Origin of the sequence: Streptococcus ovis DSM 16829, from assembly GCF_000380125.1 — a bacterium.
GTDB classification, from domain to species: Bacteria; Bacillota; Bacilli; order Lactobacillales; family Streptococcaceae; genus Streptococcus; species Streptococcus ovis.
In genome coordinates this window covers 239,566-263,950 of the sequence record NZ_KB904562.1, presented here as the reverse complement: position 1 = coordinate 263,950, position 24,385 = coordinate 239,566, and the positions used below count along the sequence as shown (strand labels likewise).

Annotated in this window: 34 protein-coding genes and 1 tRNA gene; 5 read left to right on the top strand and 30 right to left on the bottom strand. The window is 34.8% G+C overall.

Annotated features, from left to right (window positions below; translation table 11 throughout):
- Positions 1 to 68: 68 nt before the first annotated feature.
- The 20 genes from A3I9_RS0101390 to A3I9_RS13320 form a co-directional block, all read right to left on the bottom strand.
- Positions 69 to 479 carry a conjugal transfer protein gene (locus A3I9_RS0101390; protein ID WP_018377295.1) on the bottom strand — a complete coding sequence of 137 codons (411 nt, stop codon included), beginning with the start codon at positions 477 to 479 and terminating at the stop codon, positions 69 to 71.
- A gap of 1 nt (position 480) precedes the next feature.
- Entirely contained in the window at positions 481 to 702 is a 222-nt protein-coding gene (locus A3I9_RS0101385) for a hypothetical protein (RefSeq protein WP_018377294.1), read from the bottom strand.
- Between the two features lie 14 nt (positions 703 to 716).
- On the bottom strand, positions 717 to 1,682 hold the full coding sequence (locus A3I9_RS0101380; protein ID WP_018377293.1) for a conjugal transfer protein: 966 nt from the start codon (positions 1,680 to 1,682) through the stop codon (positions 717 to 719).
- Between the two features lie 33 nt (positions 1,683 to 1,715).
- Entirely contained in the window at positions 1,716 to 2,405 is a 690-nt protein-coding gene (locus A3I9_RS0101375) for a hypothetical protein (RefSeq protein WP_018377292.1), read from the bottom strand.
- A 60-nt stretch (positions 2,406 to 2,465) separates the two neighbouring features.
- Positions 2,466 to 2,942, bottom strand: a complete 477-nt coding sequence (locus A3I9_RS0101370; RefSeq protein ID WP_018377291.1) for a hypothetical protein — start codon at positions 2,940 to 2,942, stop codon at positions 2,466 to 2,468.
- Between the two features lie 4 nt (positions 2,943 to 2,946).
- A complete protein-coding gene (locus A3I9_RS0101365; protein ID WP_018377290.1) occupies positions 2,947 to 3,156 on the bottom strand; it encodes a hypothetical protein in 210 nt (69 codons plus the stop codon).
- A gap of 79 nt (positions 3,157 to 3,235) precedes the next feature.
- Entirely contained in the window at positions 3,236 to 3,607 is a 372-nt protein-coding gene (locus tag A3I9_RS0101360; RefSeq protein ID WP_018377289.1) for a hypothetical protein, read from the bottom strand.
- Between the two features lie 68 nt (positions 3,608 to 3,675).
- Positions 3,676 to 3,969 (bottom strand): hypothetical protein, encoded by a 294-nt coding sequence (locus A3I9_RS0101355; RefSeq protein WP_018377288.1) that lies wholly within the window; start codon positions 3,967 to 3,969, stop codon positions 3,676 to 3,678.
- A gap of 81 nt (positions 3,970 to 4,050) precedes the next feature.
- The gene (locus tag A3I9_RS0101345; protein WP_156809151.1) at positions 4,051 to 4,380 is read right to left on the bottom strand and encodes a hypothetical protein; all 330 of its coding nucleotides are present in this window, start codon (positions 4,378 to 4,380) and stop codon (positions 4,051 to 4,053) included.
- A gap of 80 nt (positions 4,381 to 4,460) precedes the next feature.
- On the bottom strand, positions 4,461 to 5,714 hold the full coding sequence (locus tag A3I9_RS0101340) for a replication initiation factor domain-containing protein (protein WP_018377286.1): 1,254 nt from the start codon (positions 5,712 to 5,714) through the stop codon (positions 4,461 to 4,463).
- Positions 5,715 to 6,003: 289 nt separating this feature from the next.
- Positions 6,004 to 7,656, bottom strand: coding sequence for an FtsK/SpoIIIE domain-containing protein (locus tag A3I9_RS0101335; protein ID WP_026217281.1), 1,653 nt, complete (start codon positions 7,654 to 7,656; stop codon positions 6,004 to 6,006).
- Positions 7,657 to 7,659: 3 nt separating this feature from the next.
- The gene (locus tag A3I9_RS0101330) at positions 7,660 to 8,124 is read right to left on the bottom strand and encodes a hypothetical protein (RefSeq protein WP_018377284.1); all 465 of its coding nucleotides are present in this window, start codon (positions 8,122 to 8,124) and stop codon (positions 7,660 to 7,662) included.
- Entirely contained in the window at positions 8,124 to 8,432 is a 309-nt protein-coding gene (locus A3I9_RS0101325) for a hypothetical protein (protein WP_018377283.1), read from the bottom strand. The genes A3I9_RS0101330 and A3I9_RS0101325 overlap by 1 nt, the downstream gene beginning before the upstream one ends.
- Before the next feature lie 89 nt (positions 8,433 to 8,521).
- Complete coding sequence (locus A3I9_RS0101320) at positions 8,522 to 10,270, bottom strand: glycerophosphodiester phosphodiesterase family protein (protein WP_018377282.1); 1,749 nt, start codon at positions 10,268 to 10,270, stop codon at positions 8,522 to 8,524.
- Complete coding sequence (locus tag A3I9_RS0101315) at positions 10,270 to 12,528, bottom strand: LPXTG cell wall anchor domain-containing protein (protein ID WP_018377281.1); 2,259 nt, start codon at positions 12,526 to 12,528, stop codon at positions 10,270 to 10,272. The genes A3I9_RS0101320 and A3I9_RS0101315 overlap by 1 nt, the downstream gene beginning before the upstream one ends.
- Positions 12,529 to 12,693: 165 nt before the next feature.
- Positions 12,694 to 13,410 (bottom strand): class A sortase, encoded by a 717-nt coding sequence (locus tag A3I9_RS0101310; RefSeq protein WP_018377280.1) that lies wholly within the window; start codon positions 13,408 to 13,410, stop codon positions 12,694 to 12,696.
- Between the two features lie 15 nt (positions 13,411 to 13,425).
- Positions 13,426 to 13,695 (bottom strand): hypothetical protein, encoded by a 270-nt coding sequence (locus tag A3I9_RS0101305; protein ID WP_169333642.1) that lies wholly within the window; start codon positions 13,693 to 13,695, stop codon positions 13,426 to 13,428.
- 104 nt (positions 13,696 to 13,799) lie between these two features.
- Positions 13,800 to 14,426 carry a hypothetical protein gene (locus A3I9_RS0101300; protein ID WP_018377278.1) on the bottom strand — a complete coding sequence of 209 codons (627 nt, stop codon included), beginning with the start codon at positions 14,424 to 14,426 and terminating at the stop codon, positions 13,800 to 13,802.
- Positions 14,416 to 14,706 (bottom strand): hypothetical protein, encoded by a 291-nt coding sequence (locus A3I9_RS0101295; protein WP_018377277.1) that lies wholly within the window; start codon positions 14,704 to 14,706, stop codon positions 14,416 to 14,418. The genes A3I9_RS0101300 and A3I9_RS0101295 overlap by 11 nt, the downstream gene beginning before the upstream one ends.
- A 10-nt stretch (positions 14,707 to 14,716) precedes the next feature.
- Positions 14,717 to 14,875, bottom strand: a complete 159-nt coding sequence (locus tag A3I9_RS13320) for a hypothetical protein (protein WP_018377276.1) — start codon at positions 14,873 to 14,875, stop codon at positions 14,717 to 14,719.
- A 727-nt stretch (positions 14,876 to 15,602) separates the two neighbouring features.
- Here A3I9_RS13320 and A3I9_RS0101285 point away from each other — a divergent pair.
- Together A3I9_RS0101285 and A3I9_RS12345 are read left to right on the top strand one after the other, a co-directional pair.
- Positions 15,603 to 16,031 carry a hypothetical protein gene (locus A3I9_RS0101285; RefSeq protein WP_018377275.1) on the top strand — a complete coding sequence of 143 codons (429 nt, stop codon included), beginning with the start codon at positions 15,603 to 15,605 and terminating at the stop codon, positions 16,029 to 16,031.
- A 377-nt stretch (positions 16,032 to 16,408) separates the two neighbouring features.
- Positions 16,409 to 16,801, top strand: a complete 393-nt coding sequence (locus tag A3I9_RS12345) for a helix-turn-helix domain-containing protein (protein ID WP_018377273.1) — start codon at positions 16,409 to 16,411, stop codon at positions 16,799 to 16,801.
- On the opposite strand, the gene A3I9_RS12340 is transcribed toward A3I9_RS12345, so the two are convergent.
- Positions 16,798 to 17,010, bottom strand: a complete 213-nt coding sequence (locus A3I9_RS12340) for a helix-turn-helix domain-containing protein (protein ID WP_018377272.1) — start codon at positions 17,008 to 17,010, stop codon at positions 16,798 to 16,800. The genes A3I9_RS12345 and A3I9_RS12340 overlap by 4 nt on opposite strands.
- A 145-nt stretch (positions 17,011 to 17,155) precedes the next feature.
- Between A3I9_RS12340 and A3I9_RS0101265 the strand changes: the two genes are divergently transcribed.
- Genes A3I9_RS0101265 through A3I9_RS0101255 form a run of 3 tightly spaced genes read left to right on the top strand, consistent with a single transcriptional unit; the run spans position 17,156 to position 18,587 of the window.
- Positions 17,156 to 17,497, top strand: coding sequence for a helix-turn-helix domain-containing protein (locus A3I9_RS0101265; protein WP_018377271.1), 342 nt, complete (start codon positions 17,156 to 17,158; stop codon positions 17,495 to 17,497).
- Positions 17,494 to 18,363 carry an ImmA/IrrE family metallo-endopeptidase gene (locus A3I9_RS0101260; RefSeq protein ID WP_018377270.1) on the top strand — a complete coding sequence of 290 codons (870 nt, stop codon included), beginning with the start codon at positions 17,494 to 17,496 and terminating at the stop codon, positions 18,361 to 18,363. Before A3I9_RS0101265 ends, A3I9_RS0101260 begins: the two co-directional genes overlap by 4 nt.
- Before the next feature lie 35 nt (positions 18,364 to 18,398).
- Positions 18,399 to 18,587, top strand: a complete 189-nt coding sequence (locus tag A3I9_RS0101255) for a competence regulator inhibitor paratox (protein WP_018377269.1) — start codon at positions 18,399 to 18,401, stop codon at positions 18,585 to 18,587.
- A 27-nt stretch (positions 18,588 to 18,614) separates the two neighbouring features.
- Here A3I9_RS0101255 and A3I9_RS0101250 read toward each other — a convergent pair whose 3' ends face one another.
- From A3I9_RS0101250 to rapZ, 9 genes are all read right to left on the bottom strand, one after another.
- Positions 18,615 to 18,983, bottom strand: coding sequence for a hypothetical protein (locus tag A3I9_RS0101250; protein ID WP_018377268.1), 369 nt, complete (start codon positions 18,981 to 18,983; stop codon positions 18,615 to 18,617).
- 1 nt (position 18,984) lies between these two features.
- On the bottom strand, positions 18,985 to 19,326 hold the full coding sequence (locus A3I9_RS0101245) for a hypothetical protein (RefSeq protein ID WP_018377267.1): 342 nt from the start codon (positions 19,324 to 19,326) through the stop codon (positions 18,985 to 18,987).
- A gap of 10 nt (positions 19,327 to 19,336) precedes the next feature.
- A complete protein-coding gene (locus A3I9_RS13670) occupies positions 19,337 to 19,648 on the bottom strand; it encodes a hypothetical protein (protein ID WP_018377266.1) in 312 nt (103 codons plus the stop codon).
- 310 nt (positions 19,649 to 19,958) lie between these two features.
- Positions 19,959 to 20,030: transfer RNA gene (locus A3I9_RS0101230), tRNA-Arg, on the bottom strand.
- A 60-nt stretch (positions 20,031 to 20,090) separates the two neighbouring features.
- Complete coding sequence (locus A3I9_RS0101225; RefSeq protein WP_018377264.1) at positions 20,091 to 20,768, bottom strand: beta/alpha barrel domain-containing protein; 678 nt, start codon at positions 20,766 to 20,768, stop codon at positions 20,091 to 20,093.
- Between the two features lie 364 nt (positions 20,769 to 21,132).
- Positions 21,133 to 21,480, bottom strand: a complete 348-nt coding sequence (gene rplS, locus A3I9_RS0101220; protein WP_018374814.1) for a 50S ribosomal protein L19 — start codon at positions 21,478 to 21,480, stop codon at positions 21,133 to 21,135.
- 125 nt (positions 21,481 to 21,605) lie between these two features.
- On the bottom strand, positions 21,606 to 22,517 hold the full coding sequence (gene whiA / locus A3I9_RS0101215; RefSeq protein WP_018377263.1) for a DNA-binding protein WhiA: 912 nt from the start codon (positions 22,515 to 22,517) through the stop codon (positions 21,606 to 21,608).
- Positions 22,514 to 23,488 carry a YvcK family protein gene (locus tag A3I9_RS0101210; protein WP_018377262.1) on the bottom strand — a complete coding sequence of 325 codons (975 nt, stop codon included), beginning with the start codon at positions 23,486 to 23,488 and terminating at the stop codon, positions 22,514 to 22,516. The genes whiA and A3I9_RS0101210 overlap by 4 nt, the downstream gene beginning before the upstream one ends.
- Positions 23,485 to 24,372, bottom strand: coding sequence for an RNase adapter RapZ (rapZ, locus tag A3I9_RS0101205; RefSeq protein WP_018377261.1), 888 nt, complete (start codon positions 24,370 to 24,372; stop codon positions 23,485 to 23,487). The genes A3I9_RS0101210 and rapZ overlap by 4 nt, the downstream gene beginning before the upstream one ends.
- Positions 24,373 to 24,385 lie beyond the last annotated feature (13 nt).

Here is a 24,385-nt window from a genome sequence, read left to right as displayed (position 1 = left end):
CTTTTTTATTTAATATTTATAGGGATTTTTAACCCTTATATTTAAGTAGACTTTGACATCTACTTAAATCATAATTGTGTTTTTTCAAATTGAATTTCTTCAATTTTGTTAACTCTATCAGACTGATAAATAGATTTTTTGTTCAATCCAAAATCAAACATATAAAAAAACCAATCCCTTATAAAATAAAGCATTGGTTTTCCATCAACATCATATTCTGAATACCAACGAGCAATTCTATTCGGTACAAAATAATACAGAACATAAACTGCACCCTTAACAAAAAAATGTAGAAAATCAATCACTGGTTTAAACAATGTCATTAATAGTAAAACTACAGCAATAAATACAACAAAATAGGAAAGTTGAATTGGTACTGAAAAACTAGCAATCAACTTTCCCTTTTTGGTACGAATTTCTTGAATCCAATATGGTGCAGAAAGACCTTCTGAATAATCAAAAATTTCTTCATACTTCATATTACAAACCCGTCTCAATACCAACCCAACGTAGCACTTTACCAACAAATGAAAGAATCTGTTGTCCTTGAATAACACTCATGATAATTCCCCAAAAAACTAGCGTAGTTCCCAAGCCAACCCAGTCTGATTTTTTCCATGTTTTTAACAAAAGAATAACTGCAATAGCTGAAATGGCAATTGTTCCATCACCTTTCATAAATTCCGATAAACCATTAAACATATATATACTCCTTTTTATTTAAAATAATGATACAAATCATTTACAAACCAACCACTATCTTGCTTCACAAGATAGAGTGTGAAATTCTCCGAATGAGTACTTCCGCTCCTATCTTTAAAAATAACTGACAACTGTACAATCGTATTGTCTCCTTTTTTATAAATCAGAACAGAACTATCATTAATCGATTCAACTACATATTGACCACCCATATAAAACGGGGTTTTCATCAATAATGCCAAATCTGTTTCGTTACTTGACGCATACTTTTCAAAAAATACAGATAAAAATTCTTTGATAGATTTTGAAACTTCTTCGTCCACACGTTCTACATCTTCAGTTTTCTTACGTAATAATGCTTCTGACTTTCCTGTCAACACATCTTCTTGTTTATAGAAAGGAGGACTGACAATCGAAAATAACCCATTTTCTGTTTTAAAAGGAACTGCAAGTACTCGCAAACGAGATACAGTCTTACCTTCTTCCACAGTATCGTAAGACAATTTCAAATCTGCAATATACAAATCACCTTCCTTATTCAAACCAATCATGTTTTGACCTGTCAAAGTACGTACTTCATTTACACTTTCACTAGAATCCAAATCATTAGAGAAAGAATAATATTTCTGTAACTCTACTTGCCTATCAGAAGCTGTTTCATCAGTATAATTAATATAAACTTTTAAAAAGTCAAACATATACTGACGAAGTTTTGATATATCTATATCCGTTTGATTAGTTGGAAAATCAGAGACAGTCCCTTTAAATTCTTTTACTTGCATTTGTAAAGAACTAACTTGACTAGATAAACTAATTGCACGTAAGCTTCCTAGCAAACCAATAGATACAAATAAAAACAACATTCCATATACTAAAAAATTTGCAGAACGTTGTCTTACATGTTTTACTGATGGCTTTTCTTTTACTTTCTTGACTTTACAAAACTGACTGATATAATCAATAAGTTTTTCAAAATTCATGTTTCTCCTTTCTCAAACAACAACTTAAAAAAGTTATCCTAAAGCATTTTTTAATTTTATAAAAGCTACTCCAAACAAACCAATAACACCCATAGCAGTCATAATAAGCGAATCAAGCATTTTCTGACCTGTATTTGGAAGTCGTGTTAACTTACCAGTTGAATCTTTCACTAAAATTGTTCCATCTTCCCGAATAGTCCCACCAACACTATCTGCAGAAAAAGTATTAACTAGACCATCAGAACCCTGAATTACTAAACTTCCATTTTGTGTACCAACAATTTTTCCTTGTGATATTTCTATGGGATTTTCTACAGGATTCACAACAACTGGTTCTTCTTGAGGAGTAGACGGAGTTGGAGAAACTGGCTTTTCCTGTGGTTCAGACGGAGTTGGAAAAACTGGCTTTTCCTGTGGTTCAAACGGAGTTGGAGAAACTGGCTCTTCCCGTGGTTCAAACGGAGTTGGAGAAACTGGCTCTTCCTGTGGTTCAGATGGAGTTGGAGAAACTGGCTCAAGTCCATCTAATGTTTCAACTGATTTTAAATCAACCAAAACGGGTTCCTTATCATTAACAACATCAGCCGAAATGTCATCTGAATTGGTTAAAAGTTCATCCGCAAGTGTAACACTGCTACCTGAAAAAATAGTGGTTGTAGCAACTAATCCTACAAGACCTACTTTAATTTTTCGAAAACTAAAAATTTCTTTATTTATAAACACTTTTTATTCCTTTCTTTTATAGATAACTTTGAAATTATCTAATACTTTTATACTTACTAATTATTCATCCAAGTAATAAAATCCATTGTTTGTATTTAACAAATATCCACTTTCAACATAAGCAGATACAGCATTGACCCAATTTTGAGATTGAAAAAAGAACTCAATAACGGAGTTCATCTCACAATTTTTCAAAATATGTTTCATAACTTCTACTTCATTTCTAGAGAGAAATTTATAATGGTTAAGACAAATATCCATTATAGGTATTCTACGTTTCAACTGATGAACTAAAATAAATTCATCATTATCATAATAGCCAACTAGTACGACTTTCAACATATAGGCTTGAGTAAGTGACATATTGTATTCGACTTCCCAATCTTCAAAGCCAGTTACCAGTAATTCCGAATCATAAGAATAACCCAAATCCCTTAAACGATTGCGAATATCTTCTTCACTAAAACGTAACAAATCTACTACTCTAGGAAGATTCCGACCTTCACCATTATTGTGTAATCTAATACGTGCTAACATATAATTACCTCTCCGCCAGGCGATTCAACTCCTCCAAATCAGCTACTTTACAAATACCAATTGGAAATTCTGGAGTTCCCTCTAGCTCTATCACTTCCACCTCATCTTCATAGTTACAACTATGTCCAATCAACGAAAGCCGACCAAAATATAATGGAAAATTAAACCATAACGAACGACCATTTACAGGATTTCTAATTTTTGCTCTAATCATTGCTTCTCCTTTATTATTTATTTAAAATTTCAATTCTAACGATCTATCATTTTCATTTTTTTCCACGTGATTTCTCCTCTCACTGCAACAAATGCCACTCTAAGTCGTCACGACCTAAAACATAGAATTTTTCACTCAAGCGATTATTGATTTCATCTTCATTTTTTTCAATGTAATCATACAAAGAATCCGATTCCTGCAATGCCTCAAATTCTTCATGTGAAAGCATTTTAGTCTGATAGGTTAAAAGTTCATCACTATCTAAACAAACATAGGAATTAACCCATATGTTATCAGGATGACTACCATCACCTGAAAGATTGATCGTCTGACCATCAAAATAACCATCTAAAGCCTCAATAATATGTTCTGGTAATTCTAAAAAATGCTTACCATAAAAGGTATCATGGCATAGTTCACTATATGAATCATGAATAACTGTTACTGACATTTTTTCCTCCTTAAATTAAAAAGGCTAGTTAAATGACTAGCCCTCCTCACAAAATTCCATACCAACCATCATGAAATCGCTGATAAAATTGACTTCCCTTTAGCAGCCAACGCCCCTTCAACTTTGCGACGTTCACTAGACCAATAATAAAATTTCTTCACATCAGCTTTGATTTGTACAACACCTTCTTGTGTTAGCTCACGTTCTGTCATGTCTTGCAACTCATCTTGTTCCAATAGTGGTTTTAACCTACTGTGAATTTCATCAGCTTCTTCCCAATTGCGAGCAATAAGAGCTTCACCAAATTCATTGGCAACAGTTTTTATAGCTTTAATAATAGCTTGTTTTTCTTCTTTATTCATTTCAATTTTTCCTTATCTTTTTGTAATTTTTTTATTTTTATAACCTTATTTTCAGGTGGACTTCTTATCACTTTCATACTTTCATTGAAATTTTCTTAAATGGTCTAATAACCGATACTGACTAATTAGACTAATCAAACAAGCACATTTCATACCCTCACTTTCTAATAATAATTCTTCTTTTAACAGCTCTCTTTTGGAGTTTGCCAAATAAGTTAGTTGTTTCTCATACTCACTCACTAATTTTTGGTGTTTCTGCTTTAATGATTTATCACCAAAGTAAGCTGGAAAATTTTGTTTTCTCCTCACCTCTGCCATCTCATCTCTTAATCTCTGAAATATACCACTATTCATTTCAGGGCGATAAAAATACGAATCGGGCAATAAAAAAAGGACTTGTTCAATAATCAAGTCCAATTTATCTATATGTCGAATAAGATATTGTTCAACTAACTGTATTCTATCTCTTATACTAATTCCCCCTTTCAATTTTAAGATGAAATCCCTAGAATTTCATCTAGTGCATTCCTATCTTCAACAGATAGTTGTTCTACAACCTTTTGCCCCCTTTCATTCAATTCACCTGCATCCATGATGATTTTTAAATATTCAGTAGCCATCTTTTTATCAGCTTCTATCACCATTCGCAATGAATCAGATACCTGATAAATCAACCACTTAACTGTACGCATGATATCATAATGCTCTGGACTAGTGCTCAATTTCAAAGGAGCAACACCACCAAACATAGACTGCCACTTTTTATCTGGTAAAAATGCACCATACTCATTCGTACCATCATAGACCTGAATTTCTTTATTCAACACCCCCTTAGCAAGTTCTGCTATATCTACTCCATTAACGAATTCATCAACCAAACTATGTGCTTTCTCATCAGAGAAACGTAACTCATACCGATTCCAAATTCCAAAGACCTCTAATGCTTCTACGACAGATATATTTTCTTTCTTGGCTAATTCAAAGCGTTTTTCGTAAAAATTTAAAAACAAAGCTGACTGCCGACTTCCAAAATAAATAGAGATACCATCACTGCTTTCGTCATCTCCTAAACTACCTCCTCCAATATGGTTGTACTTTTTCATTCGATCCAAAACAACCTCATCATTATAACACTTTGAAATCATATCCGATAAATGAAATTGCTCATGTTCACGACCGAATCCTTTATACATCTCATCCATTGCTATATCAATCCGAGTAACATTCGTGTCTTTACGCTCAAACATCATTTTTTGTAAAGCCAACACCCAATTCGTGTTGGCTCTTTCCAACAGTAATTCAAACTGCCTACATCCAGCACCAGATAACTGAAGCGTGATTTGATAATTGTCTGTTTGAGTTTTATCTGCATAATCAAATATCCAAATATCCCCCCTCTGCCACAAGTGCGTGTAATTCATCAATTTCTTCTCTACACTCACAAAATCTTGTTTTGAACAGTACAGATATTCTTGACAAAACCAATCTAAATCCCTCACATCTTTGAAAGTGATACGTAAATAGTCAATCATTACCCTAACACCATCAAGACTAGATTCTACATAACCCAATTTCTTTTTAATATCACGATACTTATCTGCGGTCAACATTCTCCGACCTTGCTCCCAGGAGCGTATCGTATCAACAGGAATATCAACTAACTCCGCAAACTGTTTTTGCTTCATCTTTGTACTCCTTCTCAACTCAGCTAAATGTTTACCAGAAATAACACTCTCTTTTGCCATTTTTACTCCTTTTTACCGTTTTTATAGTACGCTTTTTTTGCAAAATTAGTACACCCTCCGACACGTCTTCAACCCTACTCCCCCAAGCGATTAGGGAGGTTGGAAATTGTCATTTTTCATTTCTCTACCCCCCTATTAGAAATACGGGGGTCGAAATAAATATAAGTACCTCTTTTTTTCGGAACAGATTCGGCACTCACTTCGGCAGCTGGAAGCCTCTCGGCTTCCAGCTTTACCCCTCGTTCGTTTACCCCAAATCTGTTTTTTCCTCAAAAAGAGGCACTTATATTTACTGCAATAGCGCTTCTTCCTCGAAAGAATCCACCAATTCCTTCCATGTGTACGTAGTCGTAGACTTCTGTGAAATAAGCCACAACAAAACTTTTTCGTCCTTTTGGCTTAACAAAAATTCTCCATTGTCGTCCTTAAAAAATTCATACTTCTCCCCTTTTTGCAAAAGGTCAATTATTCTCTTAACAGTCTTTACACTCAATTCATTTTGACTAACAAAATCATTAAGTGACTTCAATTCTAAATCTTCATATTCATCATTAGAATCTCCTTCTTGTTCTGATTTGTTACCAGAAACAGACACTCTTCCATCAAATGGATTATCTCGTCTTTCCAACTTAGAATAAACCTCATGAAATGAAAATCCTTTTTCAAGTAACGGAGAATAAAATTCACGTGCCACTTCACCGTTAACTGCAGAATAACCTCTGCCATATACACGCATACCACCAACATACTTCATGAACTTGAACTCTTTGTTTCTATTCACATCACCAAACATCATATCATATCCCATATCAGACAAACGACCGACAACAATACGCATATTCATATTATCTCGAACCTTTGTCGGAATATCTTCTGCAGTTGGTTTCTGCATAGCAAGAATAACATTGACACCTGCCTGACGACCCAAAAGCGTTAATTTAATCAATGCTTTTTCTACTCGATCACGCTGTTTATAATCAAGCGAATTGATAAAGCTATTAAACTCATCACAAACTAAAAAATAAGGCTCTAGTCCATATTCATAAAACTTTCTCAAATCCTTTTCACCAGCTTCTGCCATCTGCTTACGCATAAAATCATAACGAGCAAACATCACTCTTTCTGCTTCTTCAAACTTAGTGATAATATCATCAGTATCAAACACTACCCTATCCTTAAACGCAAAAACATCACCAAGTGTCACAAAATCTGCACGTTTAGGGTCACAAATATCTACCACACCAATTTTTGCTAGGCATAAGATTAAAGCATTTAAAAATACCGTCTTACCGCCACCAGTACCACCAGAAACAAGCAAATGTGGGTCTGATAAAAAATCCCATGCAAAATTCTTCATCAACATCACTCCCTTTTCATAAGAGAATGAAACATCTGAAATCTTGATACGATTCAATAAAGCAGAATAAGCTAAACGATACATTTTAAAACGTTCATCATCTTCAGTTTCCATAAAGTCCATTGCAAATGTAGTTTCTAACTCTCCACCAATCTGTTTAAACTTCTGTTGAAACTTAGAACCAGCTAATTCAAAAGAAACCTCTAAATCAAACTTATTTTGTTTCAAATATATCCTTGGAAACTTATAACGAGTCTTTCCCTTTTCTCTTTTCTTTTCATAAACAATCCGATTTTCAAACAAAAAACGAGCAAAACGGGCATATCTATCCCATTTTGCAAATAACACCGTCTGTTCAATCAATATTCTAGAAAACAAAAAAGAAAATAATAACCAAAAAACTATTGAACCTACAATGATTGAAATTGAAACAACCTCTACCTGAAGCAACTTATCTTTGATTAAAAAGGCGTAAAAGGTGATAGGGATAATCCCTATCACTCCAATAAGCCCAAAAAGAATTTCCCTGGCAAAGCGCATATATGGACGAACCTTAACTCCTCTATATCTAGGAATCAATCTCATCTATTACACCTTACCTTTATTTTTTTGATCACCTTGATGTTGGTCTTTTTTAGGTTGCTCTTGCTTACCAGCACCTTTCTTACGAATCTTTGAAGCAAATAACTTGTATACATCATTTGCATCAATCGCAGAATATGACATTACAGGATTATCCAACTCTACATCATCACGGAATTTCAACTTCAATTCCGCAATTTCATGTTCTGACATATCTGTGATTGTCACAAACACTGTTTCTTTTTGCTCTGCAGAACGTAGAGCAACTACAACACCACGTACTTCACCAGTCGTTTCATTACGAACAGCACCATTTTCACGTACTTCTTCATAAATTACATCTGAACCTTCAATACGAGCAAAAGAAACATCTCCTAATACAGCTGCAACATCAATACCATCATTCAAAATACGATATGATTTATCAGCAATTTGTAATTTTTGTCCAAAATCTAATCCAACTTTCGCCATTAGTTAGTACCACCTTTCACAATTTCAATTTTTTTAGCCAATACATTCATGGCAGGAGCAACATTACGACCATTTAAGTTACGGTCTGGATAAAACAATGCATCTACCAATTTTACTTCCGAATCAAACGGAATCACATCTGCACTTGCTTCAGTAATTACATGCACTACACCATGTTTTTCACTAAGCAATAAATGACGTTGATAATTTCCTTGTTTACCATCGACATAGCGTGGTGCATCACCTAAACCTTCATAAATAAAAATACCTAAAAAATCATCTTTTAATTTTAACGTTTCACGTTTCATAGAAATTTTTCCTCTTTTTTCTTATTTTTTTGTTCTAGTCTAAATCTAAAAAGTCTTGCCAACTAGAAAAACAAGGCTCTTTTATAAATTTACTTAACAAACTTCTTTCCAAATCCAAACAATCCCATAACAGCTAATAATGCTATACCAATAAGACTATATACAGACTTGTATTCTCCTGTTTCAGGAAGATTATTGGTCACATTATCGTTCTTATCAGATCGTTCTAAGACTGCTTGTTCTGATTTGCTACCAGACACAGAGACATTTTGAACAGTTCCTTTATTCATCTGCTTTACAGGCGCTTCTTTTGATGGGTTATCCAACAACAAAATTGGCTTTTCTTCTACAAGATTATCTTTAGGAATATCTGCCACTACATAAGTTTGAAGCAAGTTTTCCAGTTCTGCTAATTCTGATTTCTTTTGAAGGAGCAAAATTTGTAAGCTTTCCGTCTTTTTAGATTCCTGGTGCAATTGTTCACTTAAAGCCTTGATTTCAGCTTCTAATTGTCCTTTTTTCGACAATAAAACATTCATATCGATTGCAGACAAAGCTTTATCTAAGCTAGCTAACTTTTGCTGTTCTTCTGCTAAAAAGCCTTGTTTTGACTTATAAGCACTTACTAACTCATCATTAGTAAACTGACTTCCAATGCCATAGCCTTGGTCAGTAATGATACGTTTCACACCCATAGTCACAAGATTGTTAGCTGTAACTGGATCATTGACAGTCCAGGCATAAGTATCGTAACCATAGCTCTTATACTCGTCTACCAATGCTTTTGAAATAACTGGATAAAACATAGAGATTGCTACATTCTTTTGACCGTTGTTCAAGCTATTTGCTTTATCAATTAACCCTGCTTTCTTCTCGCCTGCAAGCAAGACAAATTTTGAATTAGGGTTAAATTCTTTGAAATCATCAAGATAATCCCAATAGAAAGAAATCCACGTTGTTTTGTCTGTGAAATGATATTTAGCTACTGTATCATATAAAAGGCGCTTCTGCTCCTTACTGTGATTGTCTTTTAACTCCACCTGGAGCGACGTTGCTCCAAGCGTTGAAAGAGTTTTAATCAACTCATCAAAAGTCTGGAGTTTTGTTCCTTGAAACTCTTCTCCTTTATAGATACCATAATCGTATTGATTTAATTCATCTAAGGTATAGCTACCAACATACTTATTCCCGTTGATAGAAGAACCACCTTGATTTCGAGCAAGCCGATTAATCGTCGAATCGTGATGAATGACAGGTACACCATCTTTCGTAAAGCGAATATCTGTTTCAAATTCAGAAAATCCGTTCTTAATGCCTTCTGAATAAGCAAGATTGCTCCCTTCAGGATATTTGGCATTGTATCCTCGATGAGAGACCACTGTAGGAGATTCGACGACTTGCTTTTGTAAATGGTCTACTTCACTGCTCAAACTGGAGACAACTGTCTGTTGGCTTGTTTGAGCCTTTACCAAATCTGCCTGCTTCTGGGATTGATTAGAAAGATCCGTTTCCACCTGTTCCAGCTCTTTTGTCTTCGTATCGACTTCAGTAGTAAGAGTAGCGATATCATTTTGAGACTGTCCTAATTGTTCTTCAGTCTTCAAAACTTCTGCTTTCTTATCTTCAATCTGATGAGCCAAATCTTGATACTCTTCTGGAGAAACAATCGTTGTCGTAGGGACAGTTGTTATAATTGGCTGTTCAGTAGTACTCCAACTTGTTACTGTAGTTGTAGAGGCAGAGGTAGTTTCCTCCGCCTTTACAACATTGCCTGCAATCAATAATGAGCTAAATAAAGCCACCGAAACTAATCCATAAGACTTCGTTTTACGTAACATTATTCTGTCTCCTTGCGTTTGCCAAATATTCCCAATCCAAGTAAGCCAAGAATACTTAGACCAATCACACTCATTTTAGAGGAATCTTCTCCTGTTTCTGGCAACACTGTCGCTTTCACAACGTCAGGTGTAACTGGCGAAGATTCAACCTTAACTGGTGGTTGAGGTGTCACAACTGCTGGAGTCGGCGGTGTCGGTTTAGAGTAAGTATTCAAATGATATTCTACCACTGGTTTTTCAATCGTATAACTAGTTACTTCAACACTTGGTTTCTCAATAGTGTACGTAGTAGCCTTAACACTTGGCTTTTCAACCGTATATTTCACCACGTCAATTTTCACTGGAGTTGGTTTAATAAATAACTCCTGCGTAATTTGTCCAGCACTTCCAAAGAGAGAAAATTCTACGAAAGATCTTGCAAGCACGGTCTTATATTTGCCCGTAGTAGTATCAAACTCTGTATAATGGTCATAAGTAAAAGTATCACCGAAACCATAATACAAGAACGTCCCTACAGGAGCGCTTTCCATACCATTAGCACCTGCTCCATCTGATTTCAAACCATTATTATCTTCCAATAATCGAGAACCTTTAGGATTGATAATTCCATATTTGTTACTCATCTTAGCATTAGATGTTTGTCCCCAATCCACGTCTGAAACAATACGTGCATCTAACACTTTAACCTTATTACCAGCTTCATCTAGATAAGTAAAGTCAACTGTCACATGGTCCATTGACATCATCTCAAACGAAATAGGCTTATGAGTATCACCAAAATCATAGCCCATTACCAGGTATGGCATTAGTTTATCTGTTTTTCCTTTATGTTCAGAATCAACCTTGAAGGTTAGTAACATATCAATGGTTTTACCATTTTGATACTTACCTACATTCTTTAATTTAAGGCTAGAACCATCCGTAATATCTGTTAACAAATATTTTCCTGTTACAGAAGAAACAATATTTGTACCTGTCGGAGCGCTGCTACTATAACCACGACCAGAACCATTATCAAAATTTGAAATTTTCAACCCTTTAGCATTCGTAGCAATAGTATTGTCAGTCCACCCCAATTTATCAACTAAAGTAACAGATTGGTCATCACCGACATAAACAACCTTGATATCTTTATAAAAATCAAAACCACGTTGGTCTTCGTTGAATTTACCTGTAATGACAATATCACCATCTTTTTGAATAGTAATGTCTTCCAGCGATTTTACCTTCGCTTCATAAGCCGCCAAATCTTTCCGATATTGATCCAATTTGGCTTGAATTTCTTTTCCTTTCAAGTCCAATTCACTCTTACTATTTACTGTCAAAGTTTTAGTTGTAACATTGAAAGTAAAACCAGCTTTTTTCGCTTCTACTGTCAACTGATCTAGTTGTTTATTTAAAGCCTCAGCTCCTGCTAATGTTGCTTTATAATCTGCTACAATCTGATTAATAATTTTAACTTGCTTATCATAGTCAGTCTCACCAGTTGTTTTAACAACTTTTGATAAAACATCAATATTCACACCAACATCTTTAGCATTCTTAATGGCATTATCCAATTTAGCTTTACCTGCTTGATTAACCGTTACATCATTTTCATAACCTTGGACAGTCTTGTTAATTGCTTTTACTTGAGAATCATAATCTGTTTCATCAAAAGCTTTTACTGCTTTAATTCCCTTATCAACAACTGTAATACCACTATCCTTAGCAATTTTAACAGCATTATCCAACTTGGCTTTACCTGCTTGATTAGCTGTTACGTCATTTTCATAACCTTGGACAGTCTTATTAATTTCTTCTGCCTGCTTATCATAATCAACGTTAGCCTCTTCTGCATTCGCAACTGTTTGAGTATCACCTTGCTTAACTTCAAGTCCTGCTTGATTTGCTCCATCAATAGCATTACTCAAGCTTTCATTTGGTTCAGCTGTCACTGTTTCTCCTTCAGCAATATCAACAGTCTCTTCTACTTTAAATGGTGCTGCAGTTGTCACAATCGTTGAATCAACAGGATTTCCTTGGCTATCTGAAATCTGAAATGGCTCAGTCATTGATACTGTTCCATCCCCGTTCTGTACCGCACGAACGATACTCTCGTTTGTACCAGTCACTGTCTCATCAGCGCTTACAACACTTCCAGCACCAATTAGAGCCGTAGTTGCTGCAAGTACAATCCCATATTTACCTAACAAGGCTGAATGAGTACCTGTTTTGAATTTACGAATTGAAAAAATTTGTTTTGTTTCTTGATTCATGATGAATCTCCTTTTTCTTTTTTATTTTTTTAGTTTTATGACATCTCGGTCAAAGTATTATTAATAATTGTTACTAAAATTTCTTTTAATTTTCTAATAAAAAAATAGTGATTTCTCACTATTAATCTTTCATCAAGACGGCGCCCTGATAACTCTCATTCTAAATCACTCCTCCCCTACTTGATTATAGTTTTTTCTAAAAACAGTCAAAATCTTCTCATCTGCTTTTTGCCATGGTATGCTCTCGCTGTATCTACCAACTACAACTGTTCTACCATTTGCTTCAAAATCAGTACACGTGATAAGTGTCACTAAGCGCTGACCAGGTACATCATCAATCACTTCAACCCGCTCAGGAGAAACTTCTTTTACTTCAATGACCTCATAATGAAAAACAGTCTCTTTATCTGTCAAATAAATTGCCATACCCTTCTTAGCATTTTCCAAAGGCGAAAACAACATCTTAGAAGAACCTATCAAACCAAATACATGATGACCTGCCAATGAGTAATTATTGATTTCTCCCATTTTCTGGTCTTCTTTCATTGTACCTGCCCCATAAGTTAACTCATCATTGCCTAATCCCTTAAAAATTGGTAAATTAATTTCTAAATCGGGAATAGCAATACCACCAATAACAGGTAACTTTTGTGAAGCCATTTGAGATTTAATGACCGATTCTGTAGAAATAGCTTCTACCTTCTCAAATGTGAAATCAACCTTTTTTTGATTATTTTTCTTCAATTCTTTTTTAGAAACTTCCATAACCTGGTATTGATTTGATTTATACCCAATCATCAGATCCCTAATAGGACGATTAAATATTAAGGCAACAGCCAATAAACCAAATAAAACAAAAATAATACGTTTTACTATTTTCATCTATAGCTCCTTTCTTTAATTTACAACCAAACCACGCTTAAACCAACGACTTTTGAACTTATCCTTGGTAGCAGTGTCAAACTCAAACTTAAAAAAAGCAAAACTATTAAAATTGTACTTTTCCTTAGAGGTAAAGAATATTTTCAAGTCCTCCAGGTATTGATCCAAAAACTCCTCCAATATCCCAACATCATTCTTGCTCCTTACAAACGGATAAACTGGATAACTTTCCTTACCTGCCTTATCAACTACTTTCAAACTATATACATACGTTTGATTTTTCAACGAAATAAAAGGCTCATAAATGGGCCTTTTCACTATCTTAATAATACAAATTTTAATCCCTCCTTATCTTTTGTCTACTAAAATAGACAATTCAATAATCACACCTACTTCTTCGACTTTAACTGTAAATTATAGTGTATCTCCATATCTACTAAATAATCCCTTACATCATAATTTACAAAAGGTAGAAATGAACGTATACCTCTTTTAAAAAGTTTAGAATACTTTCGTCCTCTATCCGAAATCAAAAATTGTTGAAAACCAAATTCTGCATTAGCCCCATCACTTAAAAAACTATTTTCAAATGCAGTTGCCACGTAACAATGTATCACATTACTAAACTCATTTGCATCATACAATGAATTAACTACTTCAGAAAAGAAATACTTACGCACATACCAATCAATAGGAAAAAGAGGTAAACAATATGTTGGTTTCCCATTTCCGATAAACAAAAAGGTTCTTTCTACTTCCATAACACAAAGATTATAAGGTCTTACTACTTCATTTATCTTTCTGAAATCAAGTGTTGGATTTATTCCTTCAAAAAATAAAAAAGCAACATTTTCACTGATAAGAAAATCTTGTTGCTCTAATTTATTGACAATCTCTTGTAGCAACTTTTCTTCTCTTTCCAACTGACTTTGTTTTTCAGTTTTTCTTAACTCTTTCTGGTCTTCAAGAGTTTTCATCCTCTTTTCCTGCATAAGAGCCACTACATCATAAATCATTTATTTTACCCCTTTCTAATTCTTTAATGATAGTCGGCAATAACTCTTGTCCTGCTTCAACCTCTGTATTTTGACTAAACTTCAAAAACAAATTCAAAAAAGCAACCATTTCATGAATGCCTACAGAAACTATTCCAGGTACAAAAAAGTTATCTCCTTCAGATAAAAACTCAAACAAAAAACCACCTGCAGTCTTATAATAATTGACTGCATTCATACCATTTACAGATAATAAACAACCTAAATAAACACTATCACCTATATCTTTTCTTACTTCCATTCATACTACCTCAAAACAAACTCATACACACAAACCAGCCTAAATTGCAACAAGCAATACCTCCACCAAAATATATCCATTTCTTTCCTTCAATTTTATTTCCATCTGAAAATAAAATCACACAAAATGAAATCAATGAAATTACCATTCCAACAATACTTACTAACATTTATTACTCCTTTTTTCCTATTTCCTTACTTTAAGAAAGCAACGATACCTGTTGATGATCATTGCTTTGTTAAAATAAAAAAGGCCTCACAATATGATCTCAAATTGTGAAGCCTTTACTTTACTCTAAAAATGTATGCTCGTATCTTCGCATACTATTACAAGACATAACAAATAAGCCTTGTAATTCCCGTAACAGATCATTCTAAGAATCCGTAGACCGCCCAAAGCACCATAGCTTTCACATCTCTCTCTGCTTCCACTAATCGCTTTCTCCAACGCTTGCACGCTAGCAGTTTTCCACTCTTTGCTCAACACAGGTCTGGAACACCAACCTTAGCTTATCATACATAACTTGACTTTTTAGCCTTTTCAACGTATAATAAGTTTGCTACAACTTGTGCGTTGGATGGCTACTAACCAAGTAGGTTGTCTGACGTACTTTTTATTTATTGTTTTCAATGTTCTTACTAACATTCATAAAGAGTATTACTAAACCACAAAAGCTCACTTTATCATTCTTTAAAGTCCTCAATCTCACAAAGCTATCATCATCTTTTCATTTGTAATGATAGTTTGTAAAAATTAAGTACTAAATGTATAAACACTTTGGATTTTTAATATTCTTATAGAATTTTGTTAGTTTAGAGTTTATTAACTCTAACTGACTTAATTTCTTAAAGTTAAATCAGTTACAATTAAAAAACGTTTTTAAAAGGAGTTCTTTTATGTTAGCATTGAACAATAAAGTTAAACACCTCGTAGGTAAACTATACTATGATGATAAGTTCGGAAAAACTAAAACCATCACTCAGAAATCTATTAAGAGAAAAAAGAAACATTTGCTTCATTCCTACAAAATCAAAACAACTGAACCAATTGTTTATATAGAAGTTAGAAGACATTTTACTTTCAACTACATTGATTTTATCTACAAAGTAGGCAAAGAAAGAAAGTTTACTAACCACATTAACAAAGCAACTTCTTTCTCATCATTGCCTAAAAAGGAAGTTTTAATAAAAGAAACATATCCTAACATGAAACATTTTATTATTGTACTTCCCCTGAATAAGTGGACAACAGCCAAAGATAAATTGTTTTTGTTACAATCACTTTATCCTAAGAAATATTATCCTGACTTATACATAGTTCATTAATAGAAATACTAGTCTAGCTTTTAATAGCTAGAAGCATGAAACAAAGCGAAGACTTTTTGCTCCATGGTTTTAACCATTAAAGGAGAAATTTATGAATGAACAAATTTATCAAGATTTTTCAAATGCCTATGCAGAATTGAAATATCACATTGAAAAATTTATTCTTCTAAAAGATACTCTGTAAAATCTCCTTGTCTTTTTGCTTTAATTAACTCGCTTAGAAAATTTAATTTATTTTCTCTACCTTCCATCTTCTGTCTTCCTATAAACTATAAGAACTTTTCGACATCTCATCCGATGTTAAATATATGATAACATCGTTCCGGATGTTTGTCAATGATTTTTTGTTATTTTTTTAAATTTTTTGAAAGGTCATTATGTTTACCAAAAATCTTAAAGAACTTCGTTTGAAGTATAACTTAACTCAAAAAGAATTAGCTGAAACTCTAGGAACTTCTCAACAGACCTACATGAAATGGGAAACCGGGAAAATGTCTCCAACTTTGCGAACCATTGAAAAAATCGCAGAAGTATTTGATATTCCTATTTCAAAATTAGTATTCAATAACATTTTTAGTATCGACGATATTTTTAATGCTGAATATATAGATTATTTGGATCAACCGTTGACTCAAGAAGAAATTGAAACATTCAAAATGCACGTTGAATCTTTTACCAAAACTTATCTTAAACATTATTCAGAAAGAAAAATGACACAGAATATTCTATTGAATAATGGAAAATGGGCTTCTACTGATAAAAAAGACTAATTTTCGCTTTCTTCTGTCTTTTCTGATACAAGTTCAGAAACAGTGATATTGAAAAACTTAGCTAGTTTCTCTAAAGTTATAAGAGTTGGAGAGTTCTTTCCTGTTTCCCACCTCATATAATTTTGTTGTTTAGTGCCTAACTCTTCAGCAACCTGTTTCTGTGTTAAACCTGTTTTTATACGTTGTTCTCTTAAATTTTTAGTAAACATTTTTTATTATTTTTGTTATACTATCCTCGCTTTTATTTTATAACCCTATATCTCGTTGAGATATTTACATAATATCACAATGGGATATTCTCGTCAACCCTTTTTCTTTAAATTTTTAAAAATATTTTTTTGAAAGGCTAAAACTATGTTCACTAAACGTTTAAAAGAACTACGATTAGAAGCTGGTCTTACACAAAAAGAGCTAGCTCAAAAATTAAATGTTGCCCAAAATTCATACTCTAACTGGGAAAATGGAAATAGAGAGCCTCTATTTCCTACTATTGAAAAATTAGCTGATATTTTGAATACCACTCCTGACTATTTATTAGGTAATTCAAACACAAAAGAAGCTACTAAACCAGAACTCTTTTTCCGTCAAGCTGTTTCTGATATGAAACTTACAAAAGAACAAGAAGAACAATTTCAAAAAGATATAATCAATTTTATTGAACAACGGAAAAAAGTATTTGAGGAAGATAGCGAATGAATCCTATCTATCAATCTGTATCTAAAATTGCTCATAAAGAAATTTACAGCTTCATCAAAACAAACGCAGTACAACTTACAACATATACTTTCAATGATTACTTTCAATACATCACATCCAAACATAAAATAAAAACCTTTCCGCACCATTTTGATAACAACCTAATTCTAGGAGTTACCATGATTGATGAGAAAGGTATTTCTATATCCTATGAAGCAAATAGCATTCAAAGTAGACAAAATTTTACTAAGTGCCACGAAATTGGCCACTTAATTCTCCAACATGAAGGATCAGTTTTCGCAGAACGAGTAAATAGCAAAGACCAACAAGAACTAGAAGCTGATTATTTTGCATCCCTGGTACTTTCACCTGATATTATACTAATCACCAAAATACTCTATCAAAAATTAAGTTACCAACAATTACAAGAGCAACTACAAGTATCTAACAAAGCCCTAGAAGTCCGTTTAACACATTTTATACAATCATACACTAATCTACCCTATCCAAACGCAAAAGGCCTTATAACCAGCTACAGAGCCAATACACCTGCTAAAGAACGATTACTCACACTACTAAGAGAAATAGAAGAGCCTATTATTTCAGATTTTAAAGCAATTCAGATCGATCCATTGGAATTTGCGAAAGGTTTGCTTAAAGAAAATGACTTTATAAGCAATCTGGACTGTGACGAAATATTAGACCAGCACTTTATCCAAAAAGTATTGCAACATCACCCAAATTTATCATCAGGAGTTTATTTTGATTTTGGAAAATCAATCCACTATCTCTACAAAACTGATAAGTTATCACAAATAGAAGCTAAAAAAATTGCAAAAAATTATCTTTTCAACCTCATTTTCTAAATCCTTTACGAATAATTAAGGTGAGAAGGATTTTTATGATGACTTACGATGAATTTAAAGAAGCAATAGACAAAGGTTTTATTAAAGGCCAAACTGTCATGATTGTTAGAAAAAATGGTCAGATTTTTGACTATGTTCTACCCCGTGAAGAAATCAGACCTTGGGAAATAGCTATAGAAGAAAATGTAATTACAGTATTACAAGAATTAGAAGAAAAAGGCTAGAATTTTCTAGCCTTTTCTTATATAACTTTAATCAGTCAAATCTTCTTCTGTATAACCATACTTCTTCATTGCTTTATCAAAAGCCTTCGTTCCCTTTTTATAAATATCATATTCATATATTGGATCTTTTACTTTACCATCCTTATATTCCAAATTACGAGTTACCTCCCCCAAATCACTTGAAAATGCCACCTGACCTTTTTCAGGATCAACTTCTGTAATAGCAAAACGACCTATACTACCGCCCCCTTCAGCTGTAATCGTCATTGCTAAACTGGCATCTACATCACTAATAGAATAATATTTTCCCTCAAGTTCCCCAGCTTTAGAAGTCGAACAAGCACTTAATATTACTGCTGTAAATAATCCTACCAAAAAATAAACATTTTTTTTCATTTTATAGTTCTCCTTTTTCTTCTAAAAATCTTAACAAGCCATCTATATCACGCTTTGTTAAATGACCAACAATACTAATCACAAACTCATCTTTATCCATACGCATAGGTGGTTTTATATCGACCCATGAAGGCTTATTAAGGTTTGCTCGCTTCCAATCTTTAATCTCATAGTATTTTTGTTGAATATGTGCCGACTTATTAAAAAATTTACTCGTAATCCTACGAACAACTATTGTATCTTCATTTACTTTTGTAACGACAATAGGTCTTGTCTTACCACCAGAACCATCCGCATACTCAATATAAGATATAAGAATGTCAAATTCACTTATTTCTGCCATTTATACCTTCCTATTCCTCAAATAACCATTTCATATGTTCTGGATTACTTCTATCAAAATCAATAGCACGCTTTTCATCGTAACTTCCAATACGTTTTTTTGCCATCGCTATTCTTTCATCGGTAATATATTTTCCGTCATTATCAAAATCCGTAATATCAACTTGCTTACGCAATTCAAATGGTAAGCCTCCGACTTCTTGACTTTTCTTAAGAAACATCACAAACGCCTCTTGAGTACTAGTACCTAAAGAAGCATATATCTCCGACACATTATCTAGCAATCTTGAATCAACTCGCTTTGAAAAAACTTTTGTAGCCATTTGTTATACACTCCTTTTACATTTGTAAATCAATTATAACGCATTTAAACAAAATAATCAAATTATAATACATTTCAATCAAAACTATTTTTTTAATATTATCAACTGCAAAATAAAAAACATTATATTCCATAACATTCTCTATTTCATATTCAATATTATTATTATTTTTGATCAAAATAACCATGCCTGGACAAAATATGGTCAGTGATTGGTCAAAAAGTTTAAAAAATCTAAAGTATTTTTTAAAAATCAAATTGTGACGATTGCCATTATACCAATAATTTACTTTTCTTTATGTTTTGAAATATCTCCCCTGCAGGAATCGAACCTGCAACTAATTCTTAGGAGGAATTTGTTATATCCATTTAACTAAGGGAAGAGACACTTTCCATACTACCTTATTCCAAAGAAAAATTCAAGAAAAAAGTAGATGAAATGCCTACTGATGTAACTGCTGGCGGTATTTTTTCATTTTTTCTTTAAACAAGTCCCCATTGCTAGGTGGTGTATAGGTCACAGCATTCGCGCCCGCAGCAATCACCTCACGAATACTTTCTTCAGTCGGCCCCCCTGTCGCAATAATTGGAAAGTCTGGATAAGATTTCCGAATGTTACGGACTACAACACTCGTGTCTGGTCCACAGCTCACATTTAAAATATCTACTCCTGCCGCAATTCGAGCATCTAAATCCACCTTCTCCGAAACAACAGTATAAATGATGGGGATATCAATCATCTGTTCAATCTTCTCAATCGTTTGAACATTTGTTGGGCCATTCACAACTACCGCCATCGCTCCCTCTGATTCCGAAAAAAGGCTCATGTTGGCTGAGCGCGTCCCTTTGGTCAAACCACCGCCTACACCTGCTAGTACAGGAACAGAAGCCACCTGCATAATACTTTTTAAAATAGCTGGATGAGGAGTAAATGGGTACACCGCCAAGACAGCATCCGCATTATGATTCGCAATAATCGCAACATCTGTTGAAAACAAAATCGAACGGATGACACGGCCGTAAATCCGAATACCGGAACATTCTTGGATGGCATTCGGGACTTCAATGATTTCTTGTCTCAAATCTGACAACACCGATGGAATCTTTTTTTCTTCTAACATGATGCACCCTCACTTTTTACATTATATTATACAGTATTTAACATGTAAAATACTATAAAATCAGTAGAATTTTACAATTACTTTATGAATATTTAACAAAATGAAACAGTCCTACTTGGAACAGAACCTTCAATACTATAGTGAAAACATGCCAAAAACTTATCCGAGAACCTCGGAACCCGAATCGAGCACAGCCAACGAGCGGTGTAAAAAAAGAAAAAGTTCTGTTTGCAAACAGAACTTTTTCACCGTAGTTGAACACAGGCTAAAATCCTAGTGAAAAAGATAAATTAGCTAGAAAATCTTTGATTTTCAACTAATTTCCTATTTTCATACGGATTTCTTCACGCCTTTTGTATCCTAATTACCGACGGATTTCTTTGATACGAGCTGCTTTACCTTGAAGCGCACGCAAGTAGTACAATTTCGCACGACGTACTTTACCGTAACGTACGACTTCAATCTTGTCAACACGTGGAGTGTGGATTGGGAATGTACGTTCCACACCGATACCGCCAGAAATTTTACGAACTGTGTACATTTCTGAAATGCCTTGGCCTTTACGAGAGATTACAACACCCTCGAAAACCTGGATACGTTCGCGGTTTCCTTCGACAACTTTCGCGTGAACGCGGACAGTGTCACCAGGACGGAATGATGGAATATCAGTACGAAGTTGACCTTCTGTCAAACTTTGGATCAATGGATTCATTTATTTTCTCCTATCTTTGTCAATCTTAGGTGCTTTTAAACCCAGCGGATAAACTGTATTTTTGTGCGTCCATTACACACTCTTATTATTTTAGCAAATAGGCTGGTGCTTGTAAAGTATTTTCTCTACAATTCTTCCGCAATTTTATTGATTTTCCGAAGGCGATGATTGACCCCGCTTTTGGTAATAGGATGTGTCAGGCTATCTGCCAATTGTTGAATCGAATAATCTGGATGATGGACACGCAGTTGCGCCACTTCCTGTAAATCAGCAGGCAACTGGTCTAAGCCAATCGTATCGATGATTTTAGCGATATTATTGATCGTTTTCATACTTGCTGTGACGGTTCTAGCAATATTAGCTGTTTCGGCATTATTGGCCCGATTGATATCATTTCGTGCTTCTCGTAAAATTTTAACATTTTCAAATTCTACCTTAGCATTTTCCGCACCAATCACTAGCAAAAAATCCATAATATCTTCTGCTCGTTGCAAATAGGTAATCGTCCCTTTAGAGCGCTCAATCACTTTTGCATCCAGCAAAAATTTCTGTAAGAGTGCTGCCAAGTCATGAGCATGGTCACTGTATACAGAAGCAATTTCTAACTGGTAACGTCCTTTTTCAGGGTCTTTAATCGATCCACTGGCTAAAAAAGCCCCTCTCAAATAGGCTTGCGCACGCGCATCGTTTTCTGAAATCGCTGGTGCAATCCCTGTTTCCATTCCAAAAAAGGAATCCGCTAGATACAGCTTGTCCAAAATTTCATTCACACCTGTATCTAAAAATACAGTATAAACACGATTTTTCCTCAGATTCGTTTTCTGATGGTGACGAATGTCTGCCTTGAGACCATAAAAATGCCAAATCATCTCATAAATGTGGCGGGCAATCTTGGCATTCTCAGTCGAAATTGATAACGTCAATCCGTTAGAGGACAGCCCAATACTCCCTGACAATTTGATAATCGCTGCCAATTCCGTCTTAGCCATCTGTCCTTGGGCTAGCAATTCTTCCTTTACTTGAACTGTAAAACTCATGACCGCACCTTGATAATCTTGAGCAGTTCTTCTACTACAAAATCCCCATCATGAAAAGCTCCACCATTTTCCAATCGAAGAAAATTAGAGGAAATCACACGCTTGACTCTCTCCTGCAATCCAGAAAAATCATGCTTTACCTGCACCAAATATTCATCAAATTGATGCGTATCCATGTAATCCTGTGGTACGGGTTCGATATTCACCAAAACAGTATCAATCACATCTTCACCTAGATGCTCATTGAGCACGCGTACATGATCACAATCTGAGAAAAATTCCGTTTCTCCCCGCTGGGTCATGATATTGCAGACATATGTCACTTCTGCTTTTGTCTGGCGAAGGGCTTGACCAATTTCAGAAATCATCAAATTTGGCAAAATAGAGGTAAAGAGTGAACCTGGTCCCAAGACAATCATGTCACTTTCTAAAATACTATCGACCACCTTACGACTAGCTGTCGGCTCATCATCATTATAGGAATTCGTCACATATACGTGGTCAATCAAGCCTGAATAACCCGCAATTTTACTTTCGCCAACAACCTCATGACCATCTTTGAAAATTGCATGCAAGGTCAGGGCATTCTCGCTTGATGGATAAATTTTACCTGTTGTATGGAAAAACTTGGACAAGAGTTGCATGGCATTATAAGTCGAACCCTGCATCTCTGAAATCCCTGCAATTAACAGATTCCCTAAGGGATGACCTGCCAAAGCACCATCCGTCTCTGCAAAACGGTATTGGAAAATCCGCTCGTACAACTTGGGCATATCACTCATCGCTAAAAGGACATTTCGCAAATCCCCGGGAGGCGTGACTTGGAGCGCTTGACGAATCTCACCGGAAGATCCGCCGTCGTCTGCTACCGTCACAATGGCTGTAATCTCCACATCCTTGTCCCGAAGACTCTTCAAAATGACAGGAATCCCTGTTCCACCACCAATAATCGTTATTTTAGGCTTTCTCATGAGCGATTGACCGTCTCCTTACGCTTGTCTTTATCACGATGGCTCCTATTGACAATCCAATTTTTTTCCAAATCATCTGCCAATCGCTTCGCAAAGGCAACACTTCTATGTTGTCCACCTGTACAACCAATTGCAATGGTCAAGACAGATTTTCCTTCTTTCTGATAACCAGGCAAAATAGGCTCGATTAAGCCCAACAGGTGCTTGTAAAATTCTTCTGACTCTTCATGATCCATCACATAGTTGAACACTGCATCATCCAAACCAGTCAAATTCCGTAGTTCGACTTGATAATAAGGATTTGGCAAGAAACGCACATCAAATACAAGGTCAGCATCCAGTGGAAGCCCATATTTAAAGCCAAATGACATGACTTCAATGCGGAAAGATGGCTGATTGTCATTGCTGGCAAACTGTTCAGAAATAGCCTTACGCAATTGACGAGGGGTCAGTTCCGTTGTATCAATGACGTTCTGACTCATATTTTTTAAAGGTGCTAATAACTCCCGCTCCAAGTGAATACCGTCCAGAACACGGCCATCTGCAGATAGGGGATGGGAACGGCGCGTTTCTTTATAGCGCGCTACTAATTCACTATCCGTTGCATCTAGGAACAGAATTTTGAAATCAAGATCATCTGCAGCCTCAATCTCATCTAAAACCGTACGAATTTGTGAAAAGAAGGAACGACTCCTCATATCCACTACAATTGCCAATTTATCGTTATCTTGATTATGGCGAATCAATTCTAAAAATTTTGGTAAAAGGGTTGGAGGCATATTGTCCACTGTAAAATACCCTAAATCCTCAAAGGACTGAATGGCAACCGTTTTTCCTGCTCCACTCATCCCGGTTACAACAACAAGATGAATTTTATCTTCCATCTGTTCTCCTTTC